The sequence below is a fragment of the Shewanella marisflavi genome (assembly GCF_002215585.1).
Taxonomy (GTDB): Bacteria; Pseudomonadota; Gammaproteobacteria; order Enterobacterales; family Shewanellaceae; genus Shewanella; species Shewanella marisflavi.
Window position 1 is genome coordinate 672,087 of sequence record NZ_CP022272.1, and the last position, 21,179, is coordinate 693,265.

At 53.3% G+C, this 21,179-nt stretch carries 16 protein-coding genes; 3 read left to right on the forward strand and 13 right to left on the reverse strand.

The window, feature by feature from the left end:
* Nucleotides 1-83: 83 nt before the first annotated feature.
* The 4 genes from putA to CFF01_RS03040 all read right to left on the reverse strand — a co-directional run bounded on the left by putA (nt 84) and on the right by CFF01_RS03040 (nt 6,335).
* Nucleotides 84-3,263, reverse strand: coding sequence for a bifunctional proline dehydrogenase/L-glutamate gamma-semialdehyde dehydrogenase PutA (gene putA / locus CFF01_RS03025; protein WP_088903811.1), 3,180 nt, complete (start codon nt 3,261-3,263; stop codon nt 84-86).
* Nucleotides 3,264-3,581: 318 nt separating this feature from the next.
* Nucleotides 3,582-4,130, reverse strand: coding sequence for a TIGR04211 family SH3 domain-containing protein (locus CFF01_RS03030; protein WP_081953789.1), 549 nt, complete (start codon nt 4,128-4,130; stop codon nt 3,582-3,584).
* Between the two features lie 232 nt (nt 4,131-4,362).
* Nucleotides 4,363-5,631 (reverse strand): inorganic phosphate transporter, encoded by a 1,269-nt coding sequence (locus CFF01_RS03035; protein WP_088903812.1) that lies wholly within the window; start codon nt 5,629-5,631, stop codon nt 4,363-4,365.
* Between the two features lie 23 nt (nt 5,632-5,654).
* Nucleotides 5,655-6,335, reverse strand: coding sequence for a TIGR00153 family protein (locus CFF01_RS03040; protein WP_033538699.1), 681 nt, complete (start codon nt 6,333-6,335; stop codon nt 5,655-5,657).
* A 253-nt stretch (nt 6,336-6,588) separates the two neighbouring features.
* Between CFF01_RS03040 and CFF01_RS03045 the strand changes: the two genes are divergently transcribed.
* Nucleotides 6,589-8,076, forward strand: coding sequence for a CYTH domain-containing protein (locus CFF01_RS03045; RefSeq protein ID WP_088903813.1), 1,488 nt, complete (start codon nt 6,589-6,591; stop codon nt 8,074-8,076).
* Between the two features lie 47 nt (nt 8,077-8,123).
* Here CFF01_RS03045 and CFF01_RS03050 read toward each other — a convergent pair whose 3' ends face one another.
* The 8 genes from CFF01_RS03050 to CFF01_RS03085 form a co-directional block, all read right to left on the reverse strand.
* Nucleotides 8,124-8,921 (reverse strand): potassium channel family protein, encoded by a 798-nt coding sequence (locus CFF01_RS03050; RefSeq protein WP_088903814.1) that lies wholly within the window; start codon nt 8,919-8,921, stop codon nt 8,124-8,126.
* A 79-nt stretch (nt 8,922-9,000) separates the two neighbouring features.
* Entirely contained in the window at nt 9,001-9,333 is a 333-nt protein-coding gene (locus CFF01_RS03055; protein WP_033538696.1) for a hypothetical protein, read from the reverse strand.
* A 63-nt stretch (nt 9,334-9,396) separates the two neighbouring features.
* Nucleotides 9,397-10,041 (reverse strand): DUF4178 domain-containing protein, encoded by a 645-nt coding sequence (locus tag CFF01_RS03060; protein WP_088903815.1) that lies wholly within the window; start codon nt 10,039-10,041, stop codon nt 9,397-9,399.
* A gap of 240 nt (nt 10,042-10,281) precedes the next feature.
* Nucleotides 10,282-10,968 (reverse strand): PspA/IM30 family protein, encoded by a 687-nt coding sequence (locus CFF01_RS03065; RefSeq protein WP_033538694.1) that lies wholly within the window; start codon nt 10,966-10,968, stop codon nt 10,282-10,284.
* Nucleotides 10,969-11,038: 70 nt separating this feature from the next.
* Nucleotides 11,039-11,452, reverse strand: coding sequence for a YjfI family protein (locus CFF01_RS03070; RefSeq protein ID WP_033538693.1), 414 nt, complete (start codon nt 11,450-11,452; stop codon nt 11,039-11,041).
* Between the two features lie 89 nt (nt 11,453-11,541).
* A complete protein-coding gene (locus CFF01_RS03075) occupies nt 11,542-13,269 on the reverse strand; it encodes a polyamine aminopropyltransferase (RefSeq protein WP_088903816.1) in 1,728 nt (575 codons plus the stop codon).
* A gap of 14 nt (nt 13,270-13,283) precedes the next feature.
* The gene (locus CFF01_RS03080) at nt 13,284-14,183 is read right to left on the reverse strand and encodes a DUF350 domain-containing protein (protein ID WP_033538691.1); all 900 of its coding nucleotides are present in this window, start codon (nt 14,181-14,183) and stop codon (nt 13,284-13,286) included.
* An 11-nt stretch (nt 14,184-14,194) separates the two neighbouring features.
* Nucleotides 14,195-15,151: a hypothetical protein gene (locus CFF01_RS03085; RefSeq protein WP_033538690.1), complete on the reverse strand. Its 957-nt coding sequence runs from the start codon at nt 15,149-15,151 to the stop codon at nt 14,195-14,197.
* A gap of 253 nt (nt 15,152-15,404) precedes the next feature.
* Between CFF01_RS03085 and glnE the strand changes: the two genes are divergently transcribed.
* Nucleotides 15,405-18,293, forward strand: a complete 2,889-nt coding sequence (glnE, locus tag CFF01_RS03090; RefSeq protein ID WP_408640503.1) for a bifunctional [glutamate--ammonia ligase]-adenylyl-L-tyrosine phosphorylase/[glutamate--ammonia-ligase] adenylyltransferase — start codon at nt 15,405-15,407, stop codon at nt 18,291-18,293.
* A 54-nt stretch (nt 18,294-18,347) separates the two neighbouring features.
* On the opposite strand, the gene CFF01_RS03095 is transcribed toward glnE, so the two are convergent.
* On the reverse strand, nt 18,348-19,235 hold the full coding sequence (locus CFF01_RS03095; protein ID WP_157704927.1) for a LysR family transcriptional regulator: 888 nt from the start codon (nt 19,233-19,235) through the stop codon (nt 18,348-18,350).
* A gap of 114 nt (nt 19,236-19,349) precedes the next feature.
* On the opposite strand from CFF01_RS03095, the gene CFF01_RS03100 reads away from it, so the two are divergent.
* Nucleotides 19,350-20,801, forward strand: a complete 1,452-nt coding sequence (locus tag CFF01_RS03100) for an amidohydrolase family protein (protein WP_088903819.1) — start codon at nt 19,350-19,352, stop codon at nt 20,799-20,801.
* Nucleotides 20,802-21,179 lie beyond the last annotated feature (378 nt).

The window sequence follows — 21,179 nt, forward strand, 5'->3', positions numbered from 1 at the left end:
CCTTGTGATGGCTAATAAAAAAGCCAGTGGTTGTCCACTGGCTTTTTTGTTTGTCGCTTAACGAGAGCGCTTAGCGAGCGAGATTAATCCTCGCTGTCACCCAGAGAAAGCAGGGTCGCGTTACCGCCGATGGCGGTGATGTTGTTGGTGCGCGTCTTCTCGGTCACGAAACGGCTCAGGTAGTGTGGACCACCCGCCTTAGGACCTGTGCCCGACAGGCCTTGGCCGCCGAATGGCTGTACGCCAACCACAGCGCCGATCTGGTTACGGTTGATGTAGACGTTACCCACATTCACCTTGTCGGCCACTTCCAGGGCGTGACCCTCGTTACGGCTGTGAATGCCTAGGGTCAGACCGAAACCGGTAGAGTTGATCTCGTCGATCACCTTAGGTAAGTCGGCCGCCTTGTAGCGGATCACGTGCAGGATAGGCCCGAAGTGTTCTTTTTCAAGCACCTTGATAGAGTCGATCTCGACCGCAGTCGGTGCCACGAAGTGACCATTTTCGGTACCCGCTGGCAGCTCCAGCTGGTTGATCAGACGACCCACCTGCTTGATATGGTCGATGTGCGCGTTCAGGTTCGCCTTGGCTGTCGCATCGATCACTGGGCCTACATCTGTCTTCACCGAGTTTGGGTTGCCTATGGTCAGTTCGTCCATGGCGCCCTTCATCACGTCGATCACACGCTCGGCGATATCTTCCTGTAGATAGAGCACACGCAGGGCTGAACAACGTTGACCGGCGCTGGTGAACGAAGAGGAGATCACATCGTTAACCACCTGCTCAGGCTGTGAAGTTGAGTCCACTACCATAGCGTTTTGACCACCCGTTTCGGCGATCAGTGGGATGATAGCGCCGTCGCGCTGAGCCAGCGTCAGGTTGATGCGCTTAGCGGTCACGGTCGAGCCGGTAAAGCAGACGCCGCCGATACGCTCATCGGCGGTAATGGCCGCGCCGACGGTAGCACCAGTTCCTGGTAGGAACTGTAGGGCTTCTTTCGGAATACCGGCTTCATGGGCCAGCTGCACCGCACGGTAACCCACGATAGAGGTTTGCTCGGCAGGCTTAGCAACCACAGTGTTACCTGCCGCTAGCGCCGCAGCGACCTGACCTAGGAAGATCGCCAGTGGGAAGTTCCACGGGCTGATACAGACGAATACGCCGCGACCTTGCAAGAACAGCTCGTTCAGCTCACCCGTTGGGCCAGGCAGTAGTTCAGGCTTGCCCATCATCTTCTTGGCTTGTACCGCGTAGTAGCGACAGAAATCGACCGCTTCGCGCACCTCATCGATGCCGTCTTGAATGCTCTTACCCGCTTCACGGGTACAGAGGGCGATCAGCTCTTCACGGTTCTCTTCTAACAGATCCGCCAGCTTTTGCAGGGCATTGGCGCGCACTTCAACCGGGGTTGAGCACCAGCTGCCGAAGGCGTTGTGAGCGCTGGCCAGGGCCTGCTCTACCGCTTGATTGTTGGCGAAGGCAACCTTGCCGACGATCTGTGTGGTGTCGTACGGGCTCTTCACCTCAATGGTGTCACCGCTGAGGGTTTCGCCATTGACGATTGGGCCGGCAGACCACTGTTGATCTTTAAATTTATCCAGTGCGGCGAAGAAAGGCTCAGATTCTGAGATGATGTTCATGTTGATTCCCTTGGAGTTTTTACGCTCGGCGCCGAAGATGTCGATGGGCTGAACGATTTTATTGTTGGCTAGGGTTTTATAGCTTTGTAGGGTCGTCAATGGATGGACAACCAAAGATTCGATCGGTGTCTTAGGGTCGACCAGCTTGTGCACGAACGAGGTGTTGGCGCCGTTTTCCAGCAGGCGACGTACCAGGTAGGGCAGCAGATCTTTATGGGCACCCACAGGGGCGTAAATACGTACCGTGCTTACGCCGCTCTCGGCTAGCAGGGTGTCATATAACTCTTCGCCCATGCCGTGTAGGCGCTGGAACTCATACAGACGATCGCTGGCCATGTCGGTAATGGCGGCCACAGTCTGGGCGTTGTGGCTGGCAAACTGCGGATAGATGGCGCCGCGGGTGGCGTCAGACAGCAGGTAGCGCGCACAGGCCAGGTAAGACACGTCAGTGCCTGCCTTGCGGGTAAACAGCGGGTAGCCGCCTTCACCAGCCACCTGAGCCCATTTCAGCTCGCTATCCCAGTAGGCACCTTTCACCAGGCGTACAGGGATCTCATCGCCCTGATCTTTAGCCAAGCGGGTGAGCCAGCACAGCACAGGCAGGGCACGCTTAGAGTAAGCCTGCACCACTATGCCTAGCAGACCCCAGCCCTTGGCTGTTTCTGAGTTATAAAGCTTCTGGAAGAGTTTCAGTGATAGTTCGAGACGGTCAACTTCTTCGGCATCGATAGAGACGCCCACATTAAGGCTACGCGCCTGTGAGACCAGCTTGACGAGCGTGTCGTACAGCTCGGTCATGGTTCTGTCTTCGTTAGCCACCTCATAGCGAGGGTGCAGCGCTGATAGCTTGATAGAGATAGTCGGACGTGGCGCCTCACTCTCATCGTATTGCTGCGCGCCCAGGGCCGCGATGGCACTGGAGTAATCTTCAAAGTATTTCCGCGCGTCTTTCATGGTCAGGGCGGCTTCGCCCAGCATGTCGTAGCTGTGGGTGTAACCCAGCTTGCGCTTGTCGGTGCTGTTTTTCAGCGCCTCTTGCACAGTGCGGCCAAGCACGAACTGCTTGCCCATGATCTTCATCGCCGCCAGCATGGCTTGACGGATCACTGGCTCGCCTAAGCGGTTGACCAGACGGTTTAGCAGGCTGCTTGGTTTGCCGTCTATGCTCTTGTCCAGGGTGATAATCTTACCTGTGAGCATCAGGCCCCAGGTCGACGCGTTGACCAGAGTCGAGTCACTCTTACTCAGGTGCTCATCCCACTTGGCGCCAGAAAGTTTATCTTCGATCAGGGCGTCGGCGGTTGCGGCGTCGGGAATACGCAGTAGGGCCTCAGCCAGACACATCAGGATGATCCCTTCTTGGGTCTCCAGGCTGTACTGTTGCAAGAAGGCGTCGATACCGACCATGAGTCCTTTCTTGTCGTATTGACGCACCTTGTGCACCAGGTCGTGAGCACGCTTGGTAATGCGCTGAATCTCGTCGTCGCTCGAGGGAACAAGCTTAATCAGTTCAGAGAGGTATTGCTCTTCGTCGACAATATAGTTGTTGGTGATCGCTTGAAATAGCTCATCTAGGGTAGCTGAGTCGTAACGACCAGTCAGAACTTCACTTGCTTTGAACATAGTAATCACTTCCACCTGGACCTAAATAGGGACAGTTTTGGCTTGAACAAAAGGTAAGTTTTCAGGCGTTTAGTATTATTTTTGTATACAATCTGGCGCCTTTCGCGCGCCGATTATACATCCAAAATGTGACGAGGGACACTCTTGTGTGGGCGAATGTGACCTTTGTTTGATCTCATCCGGCCAGAAGGCGCGTGAGGCCACTGTTTATGGGGCCTGTGGCGAATAAAAGCACAGCTAATTGGCGCCCAGAATTGAGCTGGATTGGATAGTAAAAAGCCAGGAACTGGGTCCTGGCTTGTTTGTTTCTGGCAAGAATTACCAGCGGTTTTTCTGGCGACGACGGGGACGCGGCAGATAGACCAGGATGACGCCGATTAACACACCAATACCGGCGATCATGCCGCCTTGCTTCATCAGCTCGAAACGCTCATCATTTTTTAACTTGGTCAGCTCACGAGTCGCGCTGTCACGCTCGCTCGAGGCTTTGGCTAGGGCTTCTTCGGCGCTGGCCAGTTGTGTACGTAGCTGGCGTATCAGCTGCGCGCTGCTGTCGCTCTCGTTAGTGACGCTCTCAAGCTCGGCCTTGACCTTGTCCAGTTCGGCCTGTACTTCAGGCAGCTGCACACGGAAGCTCTTGCTTGATTCGAGCATCTTGCTATCGACCCAGCCTTCGCGGCCCTTGTGGTCAACCACTTTGGCGTAGTCATTTTGCATCTCACCCAGGTAGGTGACGGGCTGACCGGCTTCGACACTGCCTAAAATGCGGTATTGGGTGCCTGGACCACCGTGGAGGAAGGTGTAGACGTTATCTGAGATATAACGGGTTTGCTCTGCCGCCATTAGCGACGATGACAGCAACATCATTGCAAGGATAGATAGGAGTCTTAACACTTTGAGTTCTCTTCAGCGAAATATTGGCACATGCTAGGGATTTAGCTAGCTATTTGCAAGTCCAACATGGGAAGTGTTACCAGGAATTAATCTTAGTATCAGTGCCATCTGGCAGATACCTTGCCCAAAACAGATCCGTTGCAATGTGATACAAAAAAGGAAGCCCTGAGGCTTCCTTTTTCTTTTCTCAATGATAGGGCTTAGCTTAGCTAAAGATCCCTTTAATCATGAAGAAGAAGATGATCGACAGACCCGCGCCCGCAGGTAGGGTGACGACCCAAGAGACCACGATGTTACGCACTACGCCGATATTGATCGCAGCGATACCACGAGCCATACCTACACCCAGTACAGCACCGACTAGTGTCTGTGTGGTTGAGATAGGCAGACCGGTACCCGAGGCGATAACCACGGTTGATGCGGCAGCCAGCTCGGCGGCAAAGCCGCGGCTTGGGGTCAGGTGGGTAATGTTTTTACCTATGGTTTGCATTACGCGCTTACCAAAGATAGCCAGACCCAGGACGATACCAAAGGCACCCAAAGGTAAGATCCACCATACCAATTCAGCTTTGCTGGCGATCTCACCACCGCTATTTACAACGGATACCACTGCAGCCAGCGGGCCAATTGCGTTGGCGACATCGTTAGAACCGTGGGCGAATGCCATACAACATGCGGTCACAACCATCAGGATAGCGAACACCTTCTCCACGTTGCCAAACTGGGTTTGACGATCGGCGCTCTTGCTCATCTTCAGACGCTTGATGGCTACCATGCCGCCAAGACCAACCAGGATGGCAATAAAGACAGCCAGTGAGTAGGCTTCCACATTGGTAAAGTGCAGACCAACGTGCTTAAGACCCTTCTTGATGGTCACCAGTGACATCACAAAACCAGCCAGTGCCATATAGAAAGGCACATAACGCTTAGCGTTTTCCAGCGGATTGTCAGTGTTGAAGATCAGCTTCTGTACGCTTTGGAAGATGGTAAAGGCGATAAAGCCTGAGATAGCCGGGGTGACCACCCAAGAACCGACGATCCCAAATACCTTGCTCCAAGCAACAGAGTCAGCACTTACACCAACGGCGGCGAAACCAACGATCGCGCCAACGATAGAGTGAGTGGTAGATACTGGCCAGCCCAGTGCTGAGGCTACAACCAGCCAGATACCTGCAGCAAGAAGCGCAGAGATCATACCGTAGACCAATAGCTCTGGTGAGTCGACAAAGTAAGCCGAGTCGATGATCCCTTTACGGATCGTGCTGGTTACTTCACCGCCTGCTAGGTAAGCACCGGCAAATTCGAAGATCATTGCGATGATGATCGCTTGTTTAATGGTGATCGCGTTAGAACCTACTGAGGTTCCCATTGCATTAGCGACATCGTTCGCGCCAATACCCCACGCCATTAAAAATCCAAATGCAGCCGCAATGGCGATCAGCCATGGGCCATTGGTGATTAATACATCAACCATGTTGATACCTTGATAACTTGTTTTTAGACGCGAGCCAACATTAGCTCTAGGCGGGAACCGACACGCTCGGCAAGATCTGCCAAGTCTCCAACCCACTCAATTATCTTGTACAGGAACATCACATCCACAGGGTTTAGCTCATTTTCAATGCTAAACAGCTGACGACGGATCTTGACTTGTAAATCGTCTGTGTCCTCTTCAATTTTGTCGAGTTCACCGATCATTTTTGCGACGAGATCGACTTCACGGCCTCTAAAACCTGTTTCTAGTAGGTCGTCGAGTTCGTTAATCGCTTGCTTAGCCTGTGCGACAGCATCGATGCAACGTGCTAGGTAAGCATTAAAAGGTTCTTGAATTGCTTCTGGGACAAGTAGTTGTCGGCCAATAATACGACCGGAAATGTCTTTCGCCTTGTTGGCGATCTTATCTTGCTGGGTAAGTAGCTCCAGTAAGTCAGTTCTTTCAACTGGCATAAACAGGCCACCGGGCAAAGTTAAGCGGATCTCACGCTTGAGTTCATCTGCTTCACGTTCTGCTTGGCTGATTTGTTTACGAAGTTGAACAGCTTTGTCCCAGTCACCTGCGACAGTAGCTTCAAAAAATGGTACAAGGATCGAGGCGCAGTCGTGCACTTTGTCGATATGATCTTGTAATGGTTTAATTGGCGATTTTGCAAACACGCCCAAAATAGAGTTTACTGGCATTGCCGTGTACCTATTTAGGTTATTCCACTGTTGGAAAATGCGGGCGCATGTTAACCCAAGCGTCCGCGTATTGAAACTGCGTTTTTATATAAAAACAGACAGTTTTTATTCTAACGAGTTATATATAAACTGCAATGCGAGATACTAGTGCCCTATTGTGACACTAATATGACACTGTGAAATTTTCATGAAAGTATAATGACACATTCATTACAGTTCCGAATTTTAGATCAAAAAAGTGAGCAGCTGGCGAATGGAAGCCGAAATAGAGTTAAAACTATTTTTCCCCGAAAACAAACGCGAAGCCTTGGTATCACTGCTAAACAGTCTACCTCATAGTGATGCAAAAGGCGCAACTCATCTAACGAATAGCTACTACGATACCCCCGAACTGCAGCTCAGGCAGTGGGACATGGGGCTGCGTGTTCGTGGCCGCAACGGCACCTATGAACAGACCATTAAGACCGCAGGTACAGTGGTGGGCGGGGTGCATTCTCGCCCCGAGTACAATATTGATATCGATCAAGCAAAGGTGAATTTATCGCTTTTTCCGCAAGCGATTTGGCCACAAGGCGCCGACATCGATGCGGTGCAGGCAAGCCTGGTGTCCCTGTTCGATACCGATTTTACCCGTATGAGTTGGCATATCTATATCGATGAGAGTCTGGTGGAAGTGGCGCTGGATATCGGCAGTATTACGGCGCAGGGCATCAGCGAACCTCTCTGTGAGTTGGAATTTGAACTTCTGGCCGGTGATGCCCAGGCGCTACTGAGTCTCGCCTCTCGTGTCACCGAACAGATCCCTGCGCGTTTAGGTCGTGCCAGTAAGGCGCAGCGTGGCTATCGTCTGGCGGCCATGGCCAGTCCTTTGCAGCTTGAGACCCTAGAGTTTATCGCGCTGCCGCAGGGCGGCTCGCTGAAACAGGCGCTGGTGACGTTACTGGAAACCGGTTTGGATCGTTGGCAGCAGCTGGAAGCTATGCTACTCGAGTCCCGCGAGGCCAGGGCACAATTGCCGCTATTGGGTTATCGATTGCGGGCTTGTATTCGTCTGCTGCGCTGCACTCTAGAGCAATTTTCCCTGTTAGATGATGCCCTTCAACAGGCCTTTGCTGCCGTTGAGGCGCACTTAGATTTCGTCGAGCCGGGATTGAGCCTGTGTGAGCTGTTAGATAACGATGGCGCCTTGCTGGGTAATCTGAGCGAGCCTGAGGGGCTGCTCGATGCGGTGAACTTGCAGCTGAGTGAGATGGCGATCCCGCAGCAGATAGATGCCATGTTGATGGATGTGGCCTATGGTCATCTGCAGGTGCGTCTGGTGAGCCTCTTGATGGCAATCAATGCCGGACAGGTGCGGATCGATGAGTTGCAGAGTCTGCAGATCTTTGCCGATACCCTGCAAGAAGCCTCCTGGCAGCGAATTGTCGAGCTGATGCCATCTAATGCGGAGCTAAGCAGCGAAGATTATCAATCTTTTGCCAAGGCATTGGATGAGAGCATCTTTGTGGGCGTGGCCTATGGCGAGCTTTATCGGCAGAAACCGCGGGATCAGTTTCGGGCGCCATGGCAGGACTTAGTATTGGGTATTCGTACCCTGGCCGCTTACCGCCGTTTGCGAGAGATTGCCACACAGTTGGGGCGTGACATAGGTGATTGGTTGGACAACAAGGAGCAGAGCCTGCTGTTTGCCATGGAGCATTCGCGCCGCTCGGCGCTGAAGGTTCAGCCCTACTGGCGCTAATGGCCTGATGCCTTAGAGATGGGCGACTTTCGCATGGGAGTCGCCTGTTATGGTTTACCTTTCTCATCCAGTTGTTGCTTGAGGATCGCTATCTCTTCGAGCAGTGTCTCTTGATTCTTTTCCATCCTGTGAAGCACAACTTCCAACTCGTCGCGCATCTGCTGGCTATGGGTTTCCTGTTGCTGTTTGCTGTCGGGGGCGATGAAGATAGAGGCCATATAACCTGAAATCACCCCAAAGAAGCTTACGCCACAGATTATTACCAAACCGCCGATGAAATGGCCTATGGTGGTCACAGGGTAAAAGTCGCCATAACCTACGGTGGAGATGGTCACCATGGCCCACCAGATGGCATCTTCTGCCGTGCGAATATTGGCATTGGGTGCACCGCTCTCGACCAGTAAGATCATGACAGAGGAGAGGGTGAGAATAGTGACCATGGCCACCAGTAGGCTGGCGAGTGTCGCCTCCTGACGCTGGCGCATCAGAGGAATTAAGATGGAGCGCGTCATGCGGATCAGGCGGATCACCCGCAGGATCTGGAAGAATCTGGCTAGCCTCAAGGCTTCGATGGCGGGAATGCTGGCGATCAGATCGATCCAGTGGTGTTTGAAGTAGTCGCGTTTATTGTCGGCACGAAACAGGTTGACGAAAAAATAAGTGATGAAGATAAGGCAGATGCTGGTATCGATAAAAAAGAGTAGACGGCGCGTCTCATCTTCCAGCTTGGCGAAGGTCAGCATTAACACTACGATGACCGATAGCAATGACAGTAGCATCATCGCCAATTCGAAGGGCGTGGGGGTGCGGTCTATTGGCAGTAACCAGCGCTTTTTATCGGCCATGAAATCGATTCCTTTTAGGCTGTGGCATCCAAGGTTAGCCTCACGGGGAGTCGCCTATGAATAACGTCAATTCATGATCTTATTCGTTTTCGTCGACAAAATGAACCAGGTCATCCAATACACGACGTTTTATTTCTAGCTGCTCATCGGCAGATAAGCCATATTTGTCTGCGAGTAACTGGTAATCTTCCGGGCTGAGGGAGACAGTGAGCCTCGGACGCTTAGGGCGTTTAGTGGTGGCGAGCCCTAAGATGCTGCGGATCTGATCCGAGGGGCTGACACCAGCATCCAGTGCGGCTTTGCGAATAGAGTACTGAAACTTCTCATCCAGATCGAAAGCAACCTGAGTAGCCTTGGCGGCTTTTTGATTCTGCTGCCACTGTTCGGGAAGCAATTTTTTATTCTTGGTCATTGGCTTACCTTAGAGTGCTATGGCTCTCTCTGATAAGGCGGCGTAGGCGCCGCCCTGTGTTGTTTATAGCTGCGCTGGCCAATATTGGCGAATATCGCTCAAGGGGCGATAGAGGGTCAGGCTAACGTCTGTGTCGCCACCCTCATAGACCTCGACTTCGACGGCGCGGGTTTCATCTTCGTCCAGTAGTAGATAGCTCTCGAAGGGTTCGCCCGATGTGTGTCCCTCATCTTGAGGTGGACGCATACCGCGATAATCGGCTCGGTGGAAGTAGCCAAACTGGGCAAAATTAATCTGATGATAGCGCTCGCTAAGCCAGCCCGTGAGGCTAGATGGAGTCTCTTTAACCTCGAGTTCGGCGTGACAATCCTCTTCGAAGATCTCGCTAAAGGCGTCTAGATCGAAGATCTGCTCCACCTGGCTGCGGGGCAGTTTGATCGAGAAGGCCAGATAGGTTTCGTCGTCTTCATCTAATGAGAGACAGAGAGTGTCGCTGCCGTGTCCCTTGAGTACCCATTCGCAGATCTGTTTGCGCTGATATTCGTAGGTGTTGACGCCTTCGACCCTCAGCTGTTGACCGCGCAGTTGCTCGGGCAGGGCGAAGCTGTCATCCAGGCTGATAATATCGCCTTTTTGTAAATGATTCGGGTGATCGAGCTGGCGTTTTGGCGCCTCTTTCTTACCAAAAAGCCCTTTTAAAAACCCCATTTGCGACCTCGTGCGATGAATAATGGTGAATACCAATCGTAATAAATAATTGATCTTTCTAGCTTTTTAAACGTTCGATAACTGGGTTACTTTTTTGATTGTAAAATAATGCGTTATCAAAAAGTCCTGCCTTGTTCTCAAGCGTTTTTCCTGCGCTATTTATGATCACTTACATATTGTTATAGGTATAAAAGCACCTTGGGCAGAGCCGCAAGGTGCTATTGGTTGATTTAGCAGGTGTTATTTACGTGCTTTGAGGCGATCCAATACCGCATTGGCGTTGGACTTCTGTTCGCCAATGCCAGCCTCGGCGAGTTTGGCCTGTAGCGACTTGTCGCTGTTCTCATCGGCCAGGGTTTCGGCGGCCTTGAGACGGTCGTCGAACTGCTGCTGGCGCGCCTTGATACGCTCTAAAGAGTCTTTGGCGTTGAGCAACTTAGAGTTGCTGCTGGCAAAAGAGTCTGTGATCGTCGCCGTGGCTTTCTGCACGCTTTCAGTGGTCTTGACCATGCTGAGCTGGCGTTGGTAATCGGCCAACTGACGCTCTGTCTTACGCACCAGATCTTTCAAACGAGCCGCGTGGGCGCTAAAGCTGTCATTGGCGCTTTGCTGTTCGGCCAGTTCTTGATCTAACTGGGCGATCTTCTCGGCAACTTCTAGTGCCAAGGCTTCGTTTTCTTTTTCGAGCGCTTGAGTGGCATAGCCTTCATGTTCGGCGATGGCGCGCTTAAGGCGATCCACCTCACGGCTGGCTTGCATCTCTTTGGCCATGACGTCGGTCAGCTCGCGCTTGGCCTTAGTCAGGTGTTTCTCGGCGTCACGGATCTCCTGTTCGAAGATGCGTGTTGAGTTGGCGTCGACAATGCTCTGGCCAACTTCGGTGGCACCACCGCGAAATGCGGTGAGGATCTTGTTCAGTATGCCCATAATATGACTCCTTTTGGGGTAACGGCACGGCTCTTGATGAGGGCCATTACATGACTAAATTGGTTCGCTGTTACTTTAAGAAATCGGCGAGTTCGTCGATCACTTCCAGGCAGTTGTCGGATAAAACTGACAGCTCCTGCTCTATCTCTAACATGCTCGATTGCACAGACAAGGCGCCATAGACCACATATTTATCGTCGACCTTAGCAAAGGAGGACAGTGGCATAGGGATGTTAAGTTCGAGCATGGTTTCAAACATCTCGCTGCGACGTTCTTGCTTAACTTCGTCTTCGCCCCATAGGTAGCTGATGCATAGGATTTGGTTGTCCGTTACCGATACAAACACAGGGATCTCTTCGCGCCCCACAATGTTGACTTGCAGTACTTCGACGTCACCATCTATGGGGTAGCAATCGAACTGAAAGCCTGTATGGCTATTGTCGCCAAGTTCATTGAGATGGTTGGCAATGTTGTGAATGTTCATATTTATCCTCTTTGACATATTATGTCTGCGATTAAAGATAGCACTGCGACATAATATGTCAAGCGCTATTTTCCCGTTCCATTTTTCCATCAGTTTAGGGTTAGGTTTTCACTCTCAGACCAAGCACGTTGATGGTAACGATACAGGTGCATGGAGCCGATATCGTTGACTTTCACTTTATCTGCATCGTCATAATAATTCTTAGGAAACTCAAAGGCTGCCTTGATAAGCCCTGGTGTAAGCCAGGGATCGTCTACGGGCAGTTGCGTCATGCTCGACAGCCTCTGCCTGGCATCTTGGCCCTTTATTGTGCCCAGGCTCCAGCCCCATTCGCCAAAGCTTGGCACATTATGATGATACTGCTGCACCTTGAAGCCCGCGGCCTCCAGTGTCTTACCCACTGAAATAAAGGCTTGCGGCGCATGGTAGGGGGAGGTCGACTGCACTGAGATCGCCCCGTCGGCGCTTAGTAGCTCTTTGAGCTTGCGATAGAAGAGATCCGAATAGAGCTTATTGAGATCAGGATGACTGGGATCGGGCAGATCCACGATAATGGCGTCATACTTTTCGCCGCGCCCGATCAGCCTGTCGGCACCGTTAAAGGCATCGTCTATCAGTACTTCGACGCGCTGATCCTCGAAGGCATTACCGTTCAGTTGCAGCAGGGCATTTGCGAGCCGCTCAGGCATCTCTGGGTCGCCCTCTTTGAAGAGCTTTACCAGATCGGCGTCAAGATCCATCAGGGTCACCTGTTTGGGTTGCCACTCGAGCACCTGTCTTAGGCCCAAACCATCGCCACCGCCTATGATCAACACCTTGTCATGACGCGCGCTGGCGGCCAGCGTCGGATGAACCAGGAAGGCGTGGTAGATATGTTCATCCTGGCTGGAAAACTGCAGGCGGCCGTTGATATAGAGGGAGTAGACGGGCGGCAGGTGATTACCCCGCAAACGCTCGGTAAAGGTTAGCTGCTGAAAACGGGTCGCCTTAGCGTAGACCACCTTATCCTTGTAGAGCAGGTTGTTGAACGCCTGATCCCATTTGGGGCCATGAATGGCTAGCACTAACAAGATGCCTGTGGCCATCAGATGCCCGACGAGTAAGAGTTTGGCAAAGCGGATCTTAGACCAGAAGCGCCAGATAAACAGAAAACCGGCCAGCAGATTAAAGCTGGCGGTGAGCGCAGCCGACAGCTGGATATCCAGCGCCAGCATGAAGAGTACCCAAATCGCCGCCCCCACGCCGGCGCCGATATAGTCTGCGCCGTAGATGGTGCCCGCGTTGTGCAGCAGGTGTTGGTCACACAAGGACTGTCGCACTCTAGCGATAAGTGGGATCTCCATGCCTATCATCAGGCCCAGCAGTACCCCCCAGACGTAGGGCAGGTACTCACTCAGTTTCTGCAAGGTGCCGATGAAACCCCCTTGAGGCAGCTGATCAGGCGGCAAACCTATGGTGTTTGCGATGATGATAGGTAGTTGCTGGCCGAAACCTATGACGGCGGCGGTAATGAGAATCGCCAGGGCGCCACACAGGGCTACGCTGAGTTCAAGCATCGCAAAGCCAGTGAAGGCGCAGCGGATCTTGCGCGCCGCGAAGGCCCCTATGCCCATAGAGACGATCATCAGGCCAATCATGGTGTAGATGGCGGCTTCTAATGCCCCTAATATGCGCCCGGCATAATGGGAGAGCAGATATTCGTAGATAAGGCCGCAGCCAGCCAGCACCGCCATGATCCCCAACAGCAGGAGATCATCGAACCAGCTTAATGATTTAACGCCTGCAGGTGCAGGCGTTGTAGTGTTTGTCGATTGCATTAAGCGTTTGGCTCTTAGGCCATTAGGCTGGTGAGTATCAGGGCGATGGCGATACAGATTGCAAGCTCGACGGTGGCGATCCCCACGTTGTGCTGCTGCTCGACCTCATCTTCAAGATTAATATTGGCCAGCACGAGTTTTTTCACTAAGGCCAGCAGTAGCGAAAGTGCGACCAGCATGATCACCGAGAAGGTTAGCCAGCCGATGATGTTGGTGACATAGGCCGTCGGCATAAAGACGATAAAGTGACTGGCGGCATTGAAACTTAGGGCCATGGCGAGCATATAGCCGCTGTGGCGAATGGCCAGTGCCGTATGCCCCTTGGCCAAAGCTGTCTGCATAGAGGTGTCACCATGGCGCTTGGCAAAGCTGCGCTCGCGCAGGCGAGTAAGTAGCACTAACATCAGCTGCGAGATAGCAAAAGCGCTGAAGATGGCGATAAAGGTGTCCAGGGTGAGATCTTCGGCCCATAGCAGCACAGAGCGGATAATGATGGCGGTGGCAATGGCGGCGGTGGCATCGACGATGGCGACCGAGATATTGCCCTTTAAGATCATGGCGTTTTTATCAATTTCGTTCAGTGCCACCTTGTCATGCAGGAAACGGCCAAGCTTGATAAGCATAAGGCCGAAGATACCATAGGCACTCATGCCGATGGCTTCCATCATGTAGGACTGGGCCGCTTCACCTGTGATTGCCCCGGTGAGCACAATCCCCAGGCCAGCCACTGCGCCAGCGGTACTGATACCGAAGGCGAAATTGTCGCGCTCGGACAGTTCATGGGTGCTGTTGACTTTAATGGTCCAGCCTTGCATATAACGCATGGCGGTGAGCAAGATGATGGCGATGGTCAGATCGATGGCCAAGATGATCGCCAGTTCCTGGGTCAGGCCGTAGTGTTGAAAAAATGTCATCTTAATATCCTTTATTTGCCCCGACGAACACCGCGCGTCGTACGACTGCTGGAGTTTCTGAAGTTACTGTTCTTAGAGTAGTTTGAGCGGAACTTACTGCCGCTACTTGCCCGTCCTGCCGTGCTTGCCTTAGGCGTAGAGGTACTCTGACGCGACAAGCTGGTGGAACCTGAGCGAGACTTGGCATAGGGGCTGTCGAATTGCTTTCCCTGACGGTTGAACTGCTTCTTAGTGCGCTCATAGGTCTGGTTCTGTGCACTGGCCTGTTTGGGTGAGGTGTAACGATAGCGACCGACGTCATTGTAGTAGCTGTAGTTACGGCGGCTCGACCATCTGTCGTAGTAGACGGGGCCGCGCATCAAGTTGGAAAACATGGAGTACATGCCGTACCAGGCCCAGAATGACATGCCGTTGCTACCGGTTTGCCAGCTACCATAGGCTGGGTTTCCCACCAGTTGACTGCCTGCGCCAAAGTCTTCGCCGCCGTTGGCGAGAATATCAGCCTCTCGGCTGATGGCATTTACCCTGGCTAAGGCGCCACCTGACATGTCGGCCACTACATTGACCGGATCTGACAGCATATCGTTAAACAGGCTAGGGTCGGCGGCCTGATAGAGGTTTTCCGCCTCGGCTAGCTGCTGATCCAGATCGACAAAGTTGCTCTCATTACCCAGCTCTTGCAGACGCCGTTTGAGCGAGCTGTACATAGGCCCTTGGCTGCTGGCGTCTTTGGAGAGCTCCTGCAACAGAGGTGCTACATCGGGCTTTTGCGAGGCGAGGATATCGGCGTACTGCTTGAGTAGGTTGGCGTTGCGCAGCTCACCGCCGTCGAGCATCTGGCCTAAGTTGTCGACCCTTGCTTGGGCGAGCTGCTGAAACTTGGCGATCTTCTCTGGCCTGTCGTCGCCACATCCGGTCAAGGCAAAGACCAGGGTCAGCGCGAGAACACGCATTAGCATCACTGCCATGTTTTCTCCATAAAATTAGTTAAGATTGAGACTGATAAATGAGTGATCAGTCTGCGACTTCTTTGCATAATATAGCGGTAACCTGAGTTATAGTAACCTGTAGGGCAAGATAAAAAGCCATCTTTAATACCCCCAAGTAATATTGATGACAATTTTATGCCAAGATGATTACCGCTTAGTTGCATTGACACCTTATCTATATCATCGATGACATAATATGTCGACCGTTTAAGGCTGAAGGATTTTTCTGGCGATGGAAAACATGAGTGAGCAAGCGTTACCCCATGAAGTCAATCAGGTTGCCGAGCAGCATTGGCAGCGCCTCGTCGAGTCCTGGCCGGATATTTCCGAACAGCTGACCCCGGAGCAGACCCGTGAGCTGAGAACCATTTTTGGTCTCAGCGATTTTGTCGCCGAGCAGCTATGCCGTCATCCCAACTGGATTGTTAGCCTGTTCGAGGGGCAATTAGCCAATGTCGCTCGCGATTGCTTCAGCACAGAGCTGCATTCTATCTTGGCTGGCGCCGAAGATGAGGAGCAGGTAAAGGCGATACTCAGGCGATACCGTAATCGCCAGATGGTGCGTCTCGCCTGGCGGGACTTTTTGGGCTATGCAGAACTCAACGACTCTTTATTGGATCTCTCTGCGCTGGCCGAGGCCCTTATCATCGCCGCTCGCGACTGGCTCTATGGCCAGATGTGCAAGCAGTATGGCACTCCCTGTGACAGTGAGGGGAACCCTCAGCCGCTAATGATTTTAGGCATGGGTAAGCTGGGTGGCCGTGAGCTTAATTTTTCTTCAGATATTGACCTTATCTTTACTTTTCCCGAACACGGCGATACCCAAGGTGGGCGCCGCAGCCAAGACAATCAGCAGTTCTTTATTCGTATGGGGCAACGTCTGGTCAACCTGCTCAATCAGGTCACAGTCGATGGCTTTGTCTACCGGGTCGACATGCGTCTTCGTCCCTACGGTGAAAGTGGTCCCTTGGTGGTGAGTTTTAGTGGCCTGGAAGATTATTATCAGGAGCAGGGCCGGGACTGGGAGCGTTACGCCATGGTCAAGGCCCGCGCATTGGGGCCCTGGAGCGCTTATAGTGATGAACTCCACGACATGCTGCGTCCCTTTGTGTACCGCCGCTATATCGATTTTTCTGCTATCGAATCCCTGCGTAAGATGAAACAGCTGATCACTCAGGAGGTCAGACGCCGTCGTCTAACAGACAATATTAAACTCGGGGCGGGTGGCATACGCGAGGTCGAATTCGTGGTGCAGAGTTTTCAGTTGATCCGTGGTGGTCGTGAACCGGCGCTGCGCCAACAAAGCCTGTTTGGTGCCATCGATACGCTTTATAAGCTGGGGCAACTGGAATATCTGGCGGTGGATGAGCTGAAACAAAGCTATCTCATGCTGCGACGGGTAGAAAACCTGCTGCAAGCCATAGGGGATCAACAGACTCAGACTCTGCCGCAAAACTTGCTGGATTGGCAGCGCCTCTGCTATGCCCTAGGTATGGCGAGCGAGGCCGAGCTGCGCACCCATATTGAGGCGGCGATGGCGAAGATCCATCGCTACTTCAAGGAGACAGTGGGAGGCCAGGAGAGCGATGAGGTGGCCGAGCTGTGGACGGCTCAGCTGTGGAGCTTGTTTGATGATGAAGACGCCGAAGCCTTGCTCAAGGAACATGGTGTGGAAGAAGAGGCGCTTTGGCCCGCCCTCAAGTCTTGGCACGCCACTGTCGCCAAACGCACCATAGGCCCCCGCGGCCGGGAAACCTTAGATAAATTAATGCCCTGGTTGTTGCAGGAGCTTATTCTGCTGCCGACACCGACTAAGGCCTTTATCCCAGTGACTAAGGTGTTGGATCAGATTTTGACCCGCACCACCTATCTTGAACTCTTGTTTGAAAATCCCGGTGCGCGCCAACAGCTGGTGAGTCTCTGTATGGCTAGCCCCTGGATTGGCGAGCAGCTGGCTAAGTTCCCTATGCTGCTGGATGAGTTGATCGATCCGGCCCAGCTTTATGACACTACGTCTCTTGATGATTATCCCAGCGAGCTGCGTCAATACCTGCTGCGGGTGCCCGAAGAGGATATGGAACAGCAGATGGAGGCATTGCGTCAGTTTAAGTTGTCACAGCAGCTTAAGATTGCCGCCGCCGATGTAACCGGTGTATTGCCCGTGATGCAGGTGAGCGATCATCTGACCTTCCTTGCCGAGGCGATTATCGAGCAGGTGGTTCTCCACGCCTGGCAGCAGGTAAGCAAGCGTCACGGCGTGCCGCCCTATCTGGCTCCTGAGGAGATGGGCTTTGCCGTGATCGGCTACGGCAAGGCGGGTGGCTTGGAGCTGGGTTATGGCTCAGATCTGGACTTGGTGTTTCTACACGACTACACCCGTGACAAGTACCCTGACGCTCTACAGACTAACGGCGATCGCCCGATAGATATCGGCCACTTCTACCTCAAGCTGGCTCAGCGTATTTTGCATCTCTTCTCGACCCGTACCACGTCGGGGGAACTCTACGAGGTGGATATGCGACTGCGCCCCTCTGGCGCCTCAGGGCTCTTAGTGAGTGAAATTGAATATTTCGGTAGCTATCAACGTGAAGAGGCCTGGACCTGGGAGCATCAGGCATTAGTCAGGGCGCGTTTTCTGTTTGGTGATAATCGCCTGGCAGGGCGTTTCAGTGAGTTGAGGGCCGATGTGTTGGCCATTGTTCGGGATAAGGAACTGCTGGCCAAAGAGGTGCGTGAGATGCGTCAGAAGATGCGCACCCACCTGTTAAAAGTCGATGAGGGCCGTTTCGATCTCAAGCATAGCCCAGGCGGGATTGCGGATATCGAGTTTATCGCCCAGTATCTGGTGCTGGCCAATACTCATGAGCATCCGGAGTTGGCTATCTGGTCCGATAATGTACGTATTTTCGAGGTGTTGTCTGAGCTTGAGCTCTTGCCTCACCTTAGCGCGCAACACCTGACTCAGGCCTACTGCTATCTGCGCGATGAAAGCCATAGGTTGACGTTGGCAGGCGAGGTGGGTCAGCTTTTGGTGGAGCAGGTCGAGGAGCATGCCGATCGTGTGTGTGCGATTTACAGCACCGTCCTTGGCGGCGATGCACCGGATGCAAGCAGCGAGTAACACTCGCGCGCCGATGCATAGCGTTAAGGTGTGCCGCAATCTAGCTGATAAGCGCTAGGTCGTCACCAGCGCATCGCAATAACGGCCTATTCCACGGGCGAGTTGTTGCAGCTCGGTCCCTGCTGCCGGTGCCAGATGCAGTGCCAGCTCCATGGCGGCCGCTGTAGGCAGCCCGCTTATGAGCTGGTGTTCATGGGCCCTGATAAAACGGCTGGGCAGCAGGCTTATTCCAAGGCCTGCCGCCACGGCGCAGAGTACCCCTTCGAGGGAATTACTGCTGTAAACCTGTTGCCATTGAATGCCCGCTTCATCCAGTAACTGCGCCATTTCGTTGCGATACAAGCCTCCCACTGGAAAAGTCACCAGCGGCAAAGGGCTGTCATCGAGCTTGGTCTGCCAGTGGCTAGCCGCCAGCCAGGACAAATGCTCGGGCCACAAGCCCCAGGCGTCCTGCTCACCCTGACGCTGTTTAATCAGCGCTACATCCAGCTTTCCCTCTTGAAAAGCCTGATATAACGGCTTGCTCAGACCGGATTGGACTTCCAGTTTTACATTTGGGTATTGCTCCCTGAGCCTGACCAGTACTGGCATCAGGGCCGCCCCGGCAAAATCTTCGGCAACCCCGAGCCTTACTAAGGGCCGGCTTTGGGGCTTGCTACCAGCCTCGGCCATCAGGCTTAGTATGTTTCTGGCGTAACTCAGCAGCCGCTCGCCCTCCGCCGTCGGTACCGCATAGCGCCCTTTGCGGCTCAGTACTTGATAACCCAGTTGCTGCTCGAGCCGCTTAAGTTGCTGACTGACTGTGGATTGGGTTAGGTGGGTGGTGGCGGCCGCCCGGGTAAAACTGCCGCTGTCGGCCACGGCCACAAAGGCTCGCAGAAGTAGGGGATCCAGTAATTCCTGATGAGCCAGAAGCTGTTGCTTGGTTGTTGGGGGAGGCATAAACAATACCAGTTGGAAATCCACTAGTGATTATTTCTTTATTTAATTTCTAAATCAATTATTGGCCGCCTAGAATGAAGCCACAATAAGAATATTCCTTAAGGACTCATAGCCATGCGCACACTCAAGCCTGTTTTATTCAGCCCCCTGACATTAACCCTCAGTTTGACCCTGGGGCTGATGACCCCTTCCCAGGCAGAAAGCCTGAAATTAACTAATTTCCAGATGGTGGATGTGGAGCAGGGCCGCCTAGTGCAGGGCAAGCAGCTGCTGATTGAAGATGGCCGCATAGTGCGCATAGCCCCGGCGAATGAAGTCATGCAGGCAGATAGCAGTAAGGATCTGGGCGGTCAGTATCTGCTGCCCTCCCTGTGGGACATGCATGTGCATTTTGAGGGCCGTGAACTGGTAGAAGACAATGCTATCTTGCTGCCGCTCTATCTTGCCTATGGCATTACGGCCGTGCGGGAAGCGGCCAGCGATCTGGCCCCAGAGGTCATGGTGTGGCGTCAGCAAATTGCCGAAGGAAAGCGCATTGGCCCGCGGATTTTTTCGGCCGGACAGAAGTTTGAAGGAATAGACTCTCTCTGGAATGGCGATATGGAAGTGGGCGATGAGGCTGCCATGAAGCGGGGTATGGACAAACTAGCGGCCATGAAGGTGGACTTTATCAAGATCACCGAAAATACCATGACTCCGGATCTGTATCTGAAAACCGTGGCCGAGGGCCATCGCCGTGGTTATCGCATTTCCAGCCATATTCCCTATGGTGTCAGTATCAAAGCGGCCGTAGACGCCGGGTTGTCGAGCATAGAACATGAGTCTTATGTGATGCGCCTTGGCCATCGGGACGAAGCGACTATCGCGGCTCAGGTGCGGGCCGGAAAGCTCACTGCCAAAGAGGCATCGGCCCGTTATCGCGAGGGCTTCGAGCAGCAAATGGCGGATAAGGGCTACCGTATGCTGGCCGCCAAGGGGGTGGCCGTGACCCCAACCCTGATAGGTGGCTATCAGCTGGCGAACCTGGATACCAATGATCACAGCCAGGATGACTATTTGCGTTACCTGACCACGGCCTTTACCGATAAGTATCGCTGGCGCATCGAGCGCATGGGGGAGCAAACCACGGAACAGTGGCAGGCACGTAAGCTGCGTTTCCAGGGCGAGGCAAACCAGCTTCCTCATTTGGAAGCCGCTGGGGTGATGTTGCTGGCGGGCAGCGACTCGGCCGCACTGAATACCTATGTGTATCCGGCCGAAGGTCTGCATAACGAGTTGCAACTCTGGCAGGACGCAGGTCTGAGCCCGGCTCGCATTTTGCGTGCCGCTACCCTGGATGGAGCCAAGTTTATGGGGCTGGATCAGGAGTATGGCAGCATAGCCATAGGTAAGCGGGCGGATCTGCTTATCTTGAACGCTAATCCACTGGCCGATATTGCCGCCACTATGAAGATAGACAGCCTGATCCTCGCGGGGGAATATCACGACAAGGCTCAGCTGGAACGCTGGAAAGCCGAGACGGCCGCCGCGGTGCAAATTCTCAATACTGGTCGTCAGGGGCTCTAATCTGGGCGACCAAGCAGTTTAACTTGGCCAGTCGGCGCGCAACATCTGCCTGAGCCAGCTCTGGTTGCGGTAAAACTTTAAAGCTCGGCTTGCCGTGGTCGTCGGACTGGTCTAGGGGCCTGAAGTTGCTGGTGGAAAGGTGGGCTGGTGGGCAAACGCCACAACGCTCCCTTATCTGTATCGGGAGAGTTTGGTTTTACTTGTTTAGCAGGGGCTTGCCATCTATCAACAGCTGCTCAATAGCGGCCACTAGCCCTTGTTGCGCGCTCAGATTCTGTTGCTGCGAATAGGTTGCGTGGCAATATATCTGAGCGGCTTTTTGCCTGCTTCGAAGGCGCTATCAAGGAAAGGCATGAGTCGCAGCTTAAGCCTGCACCA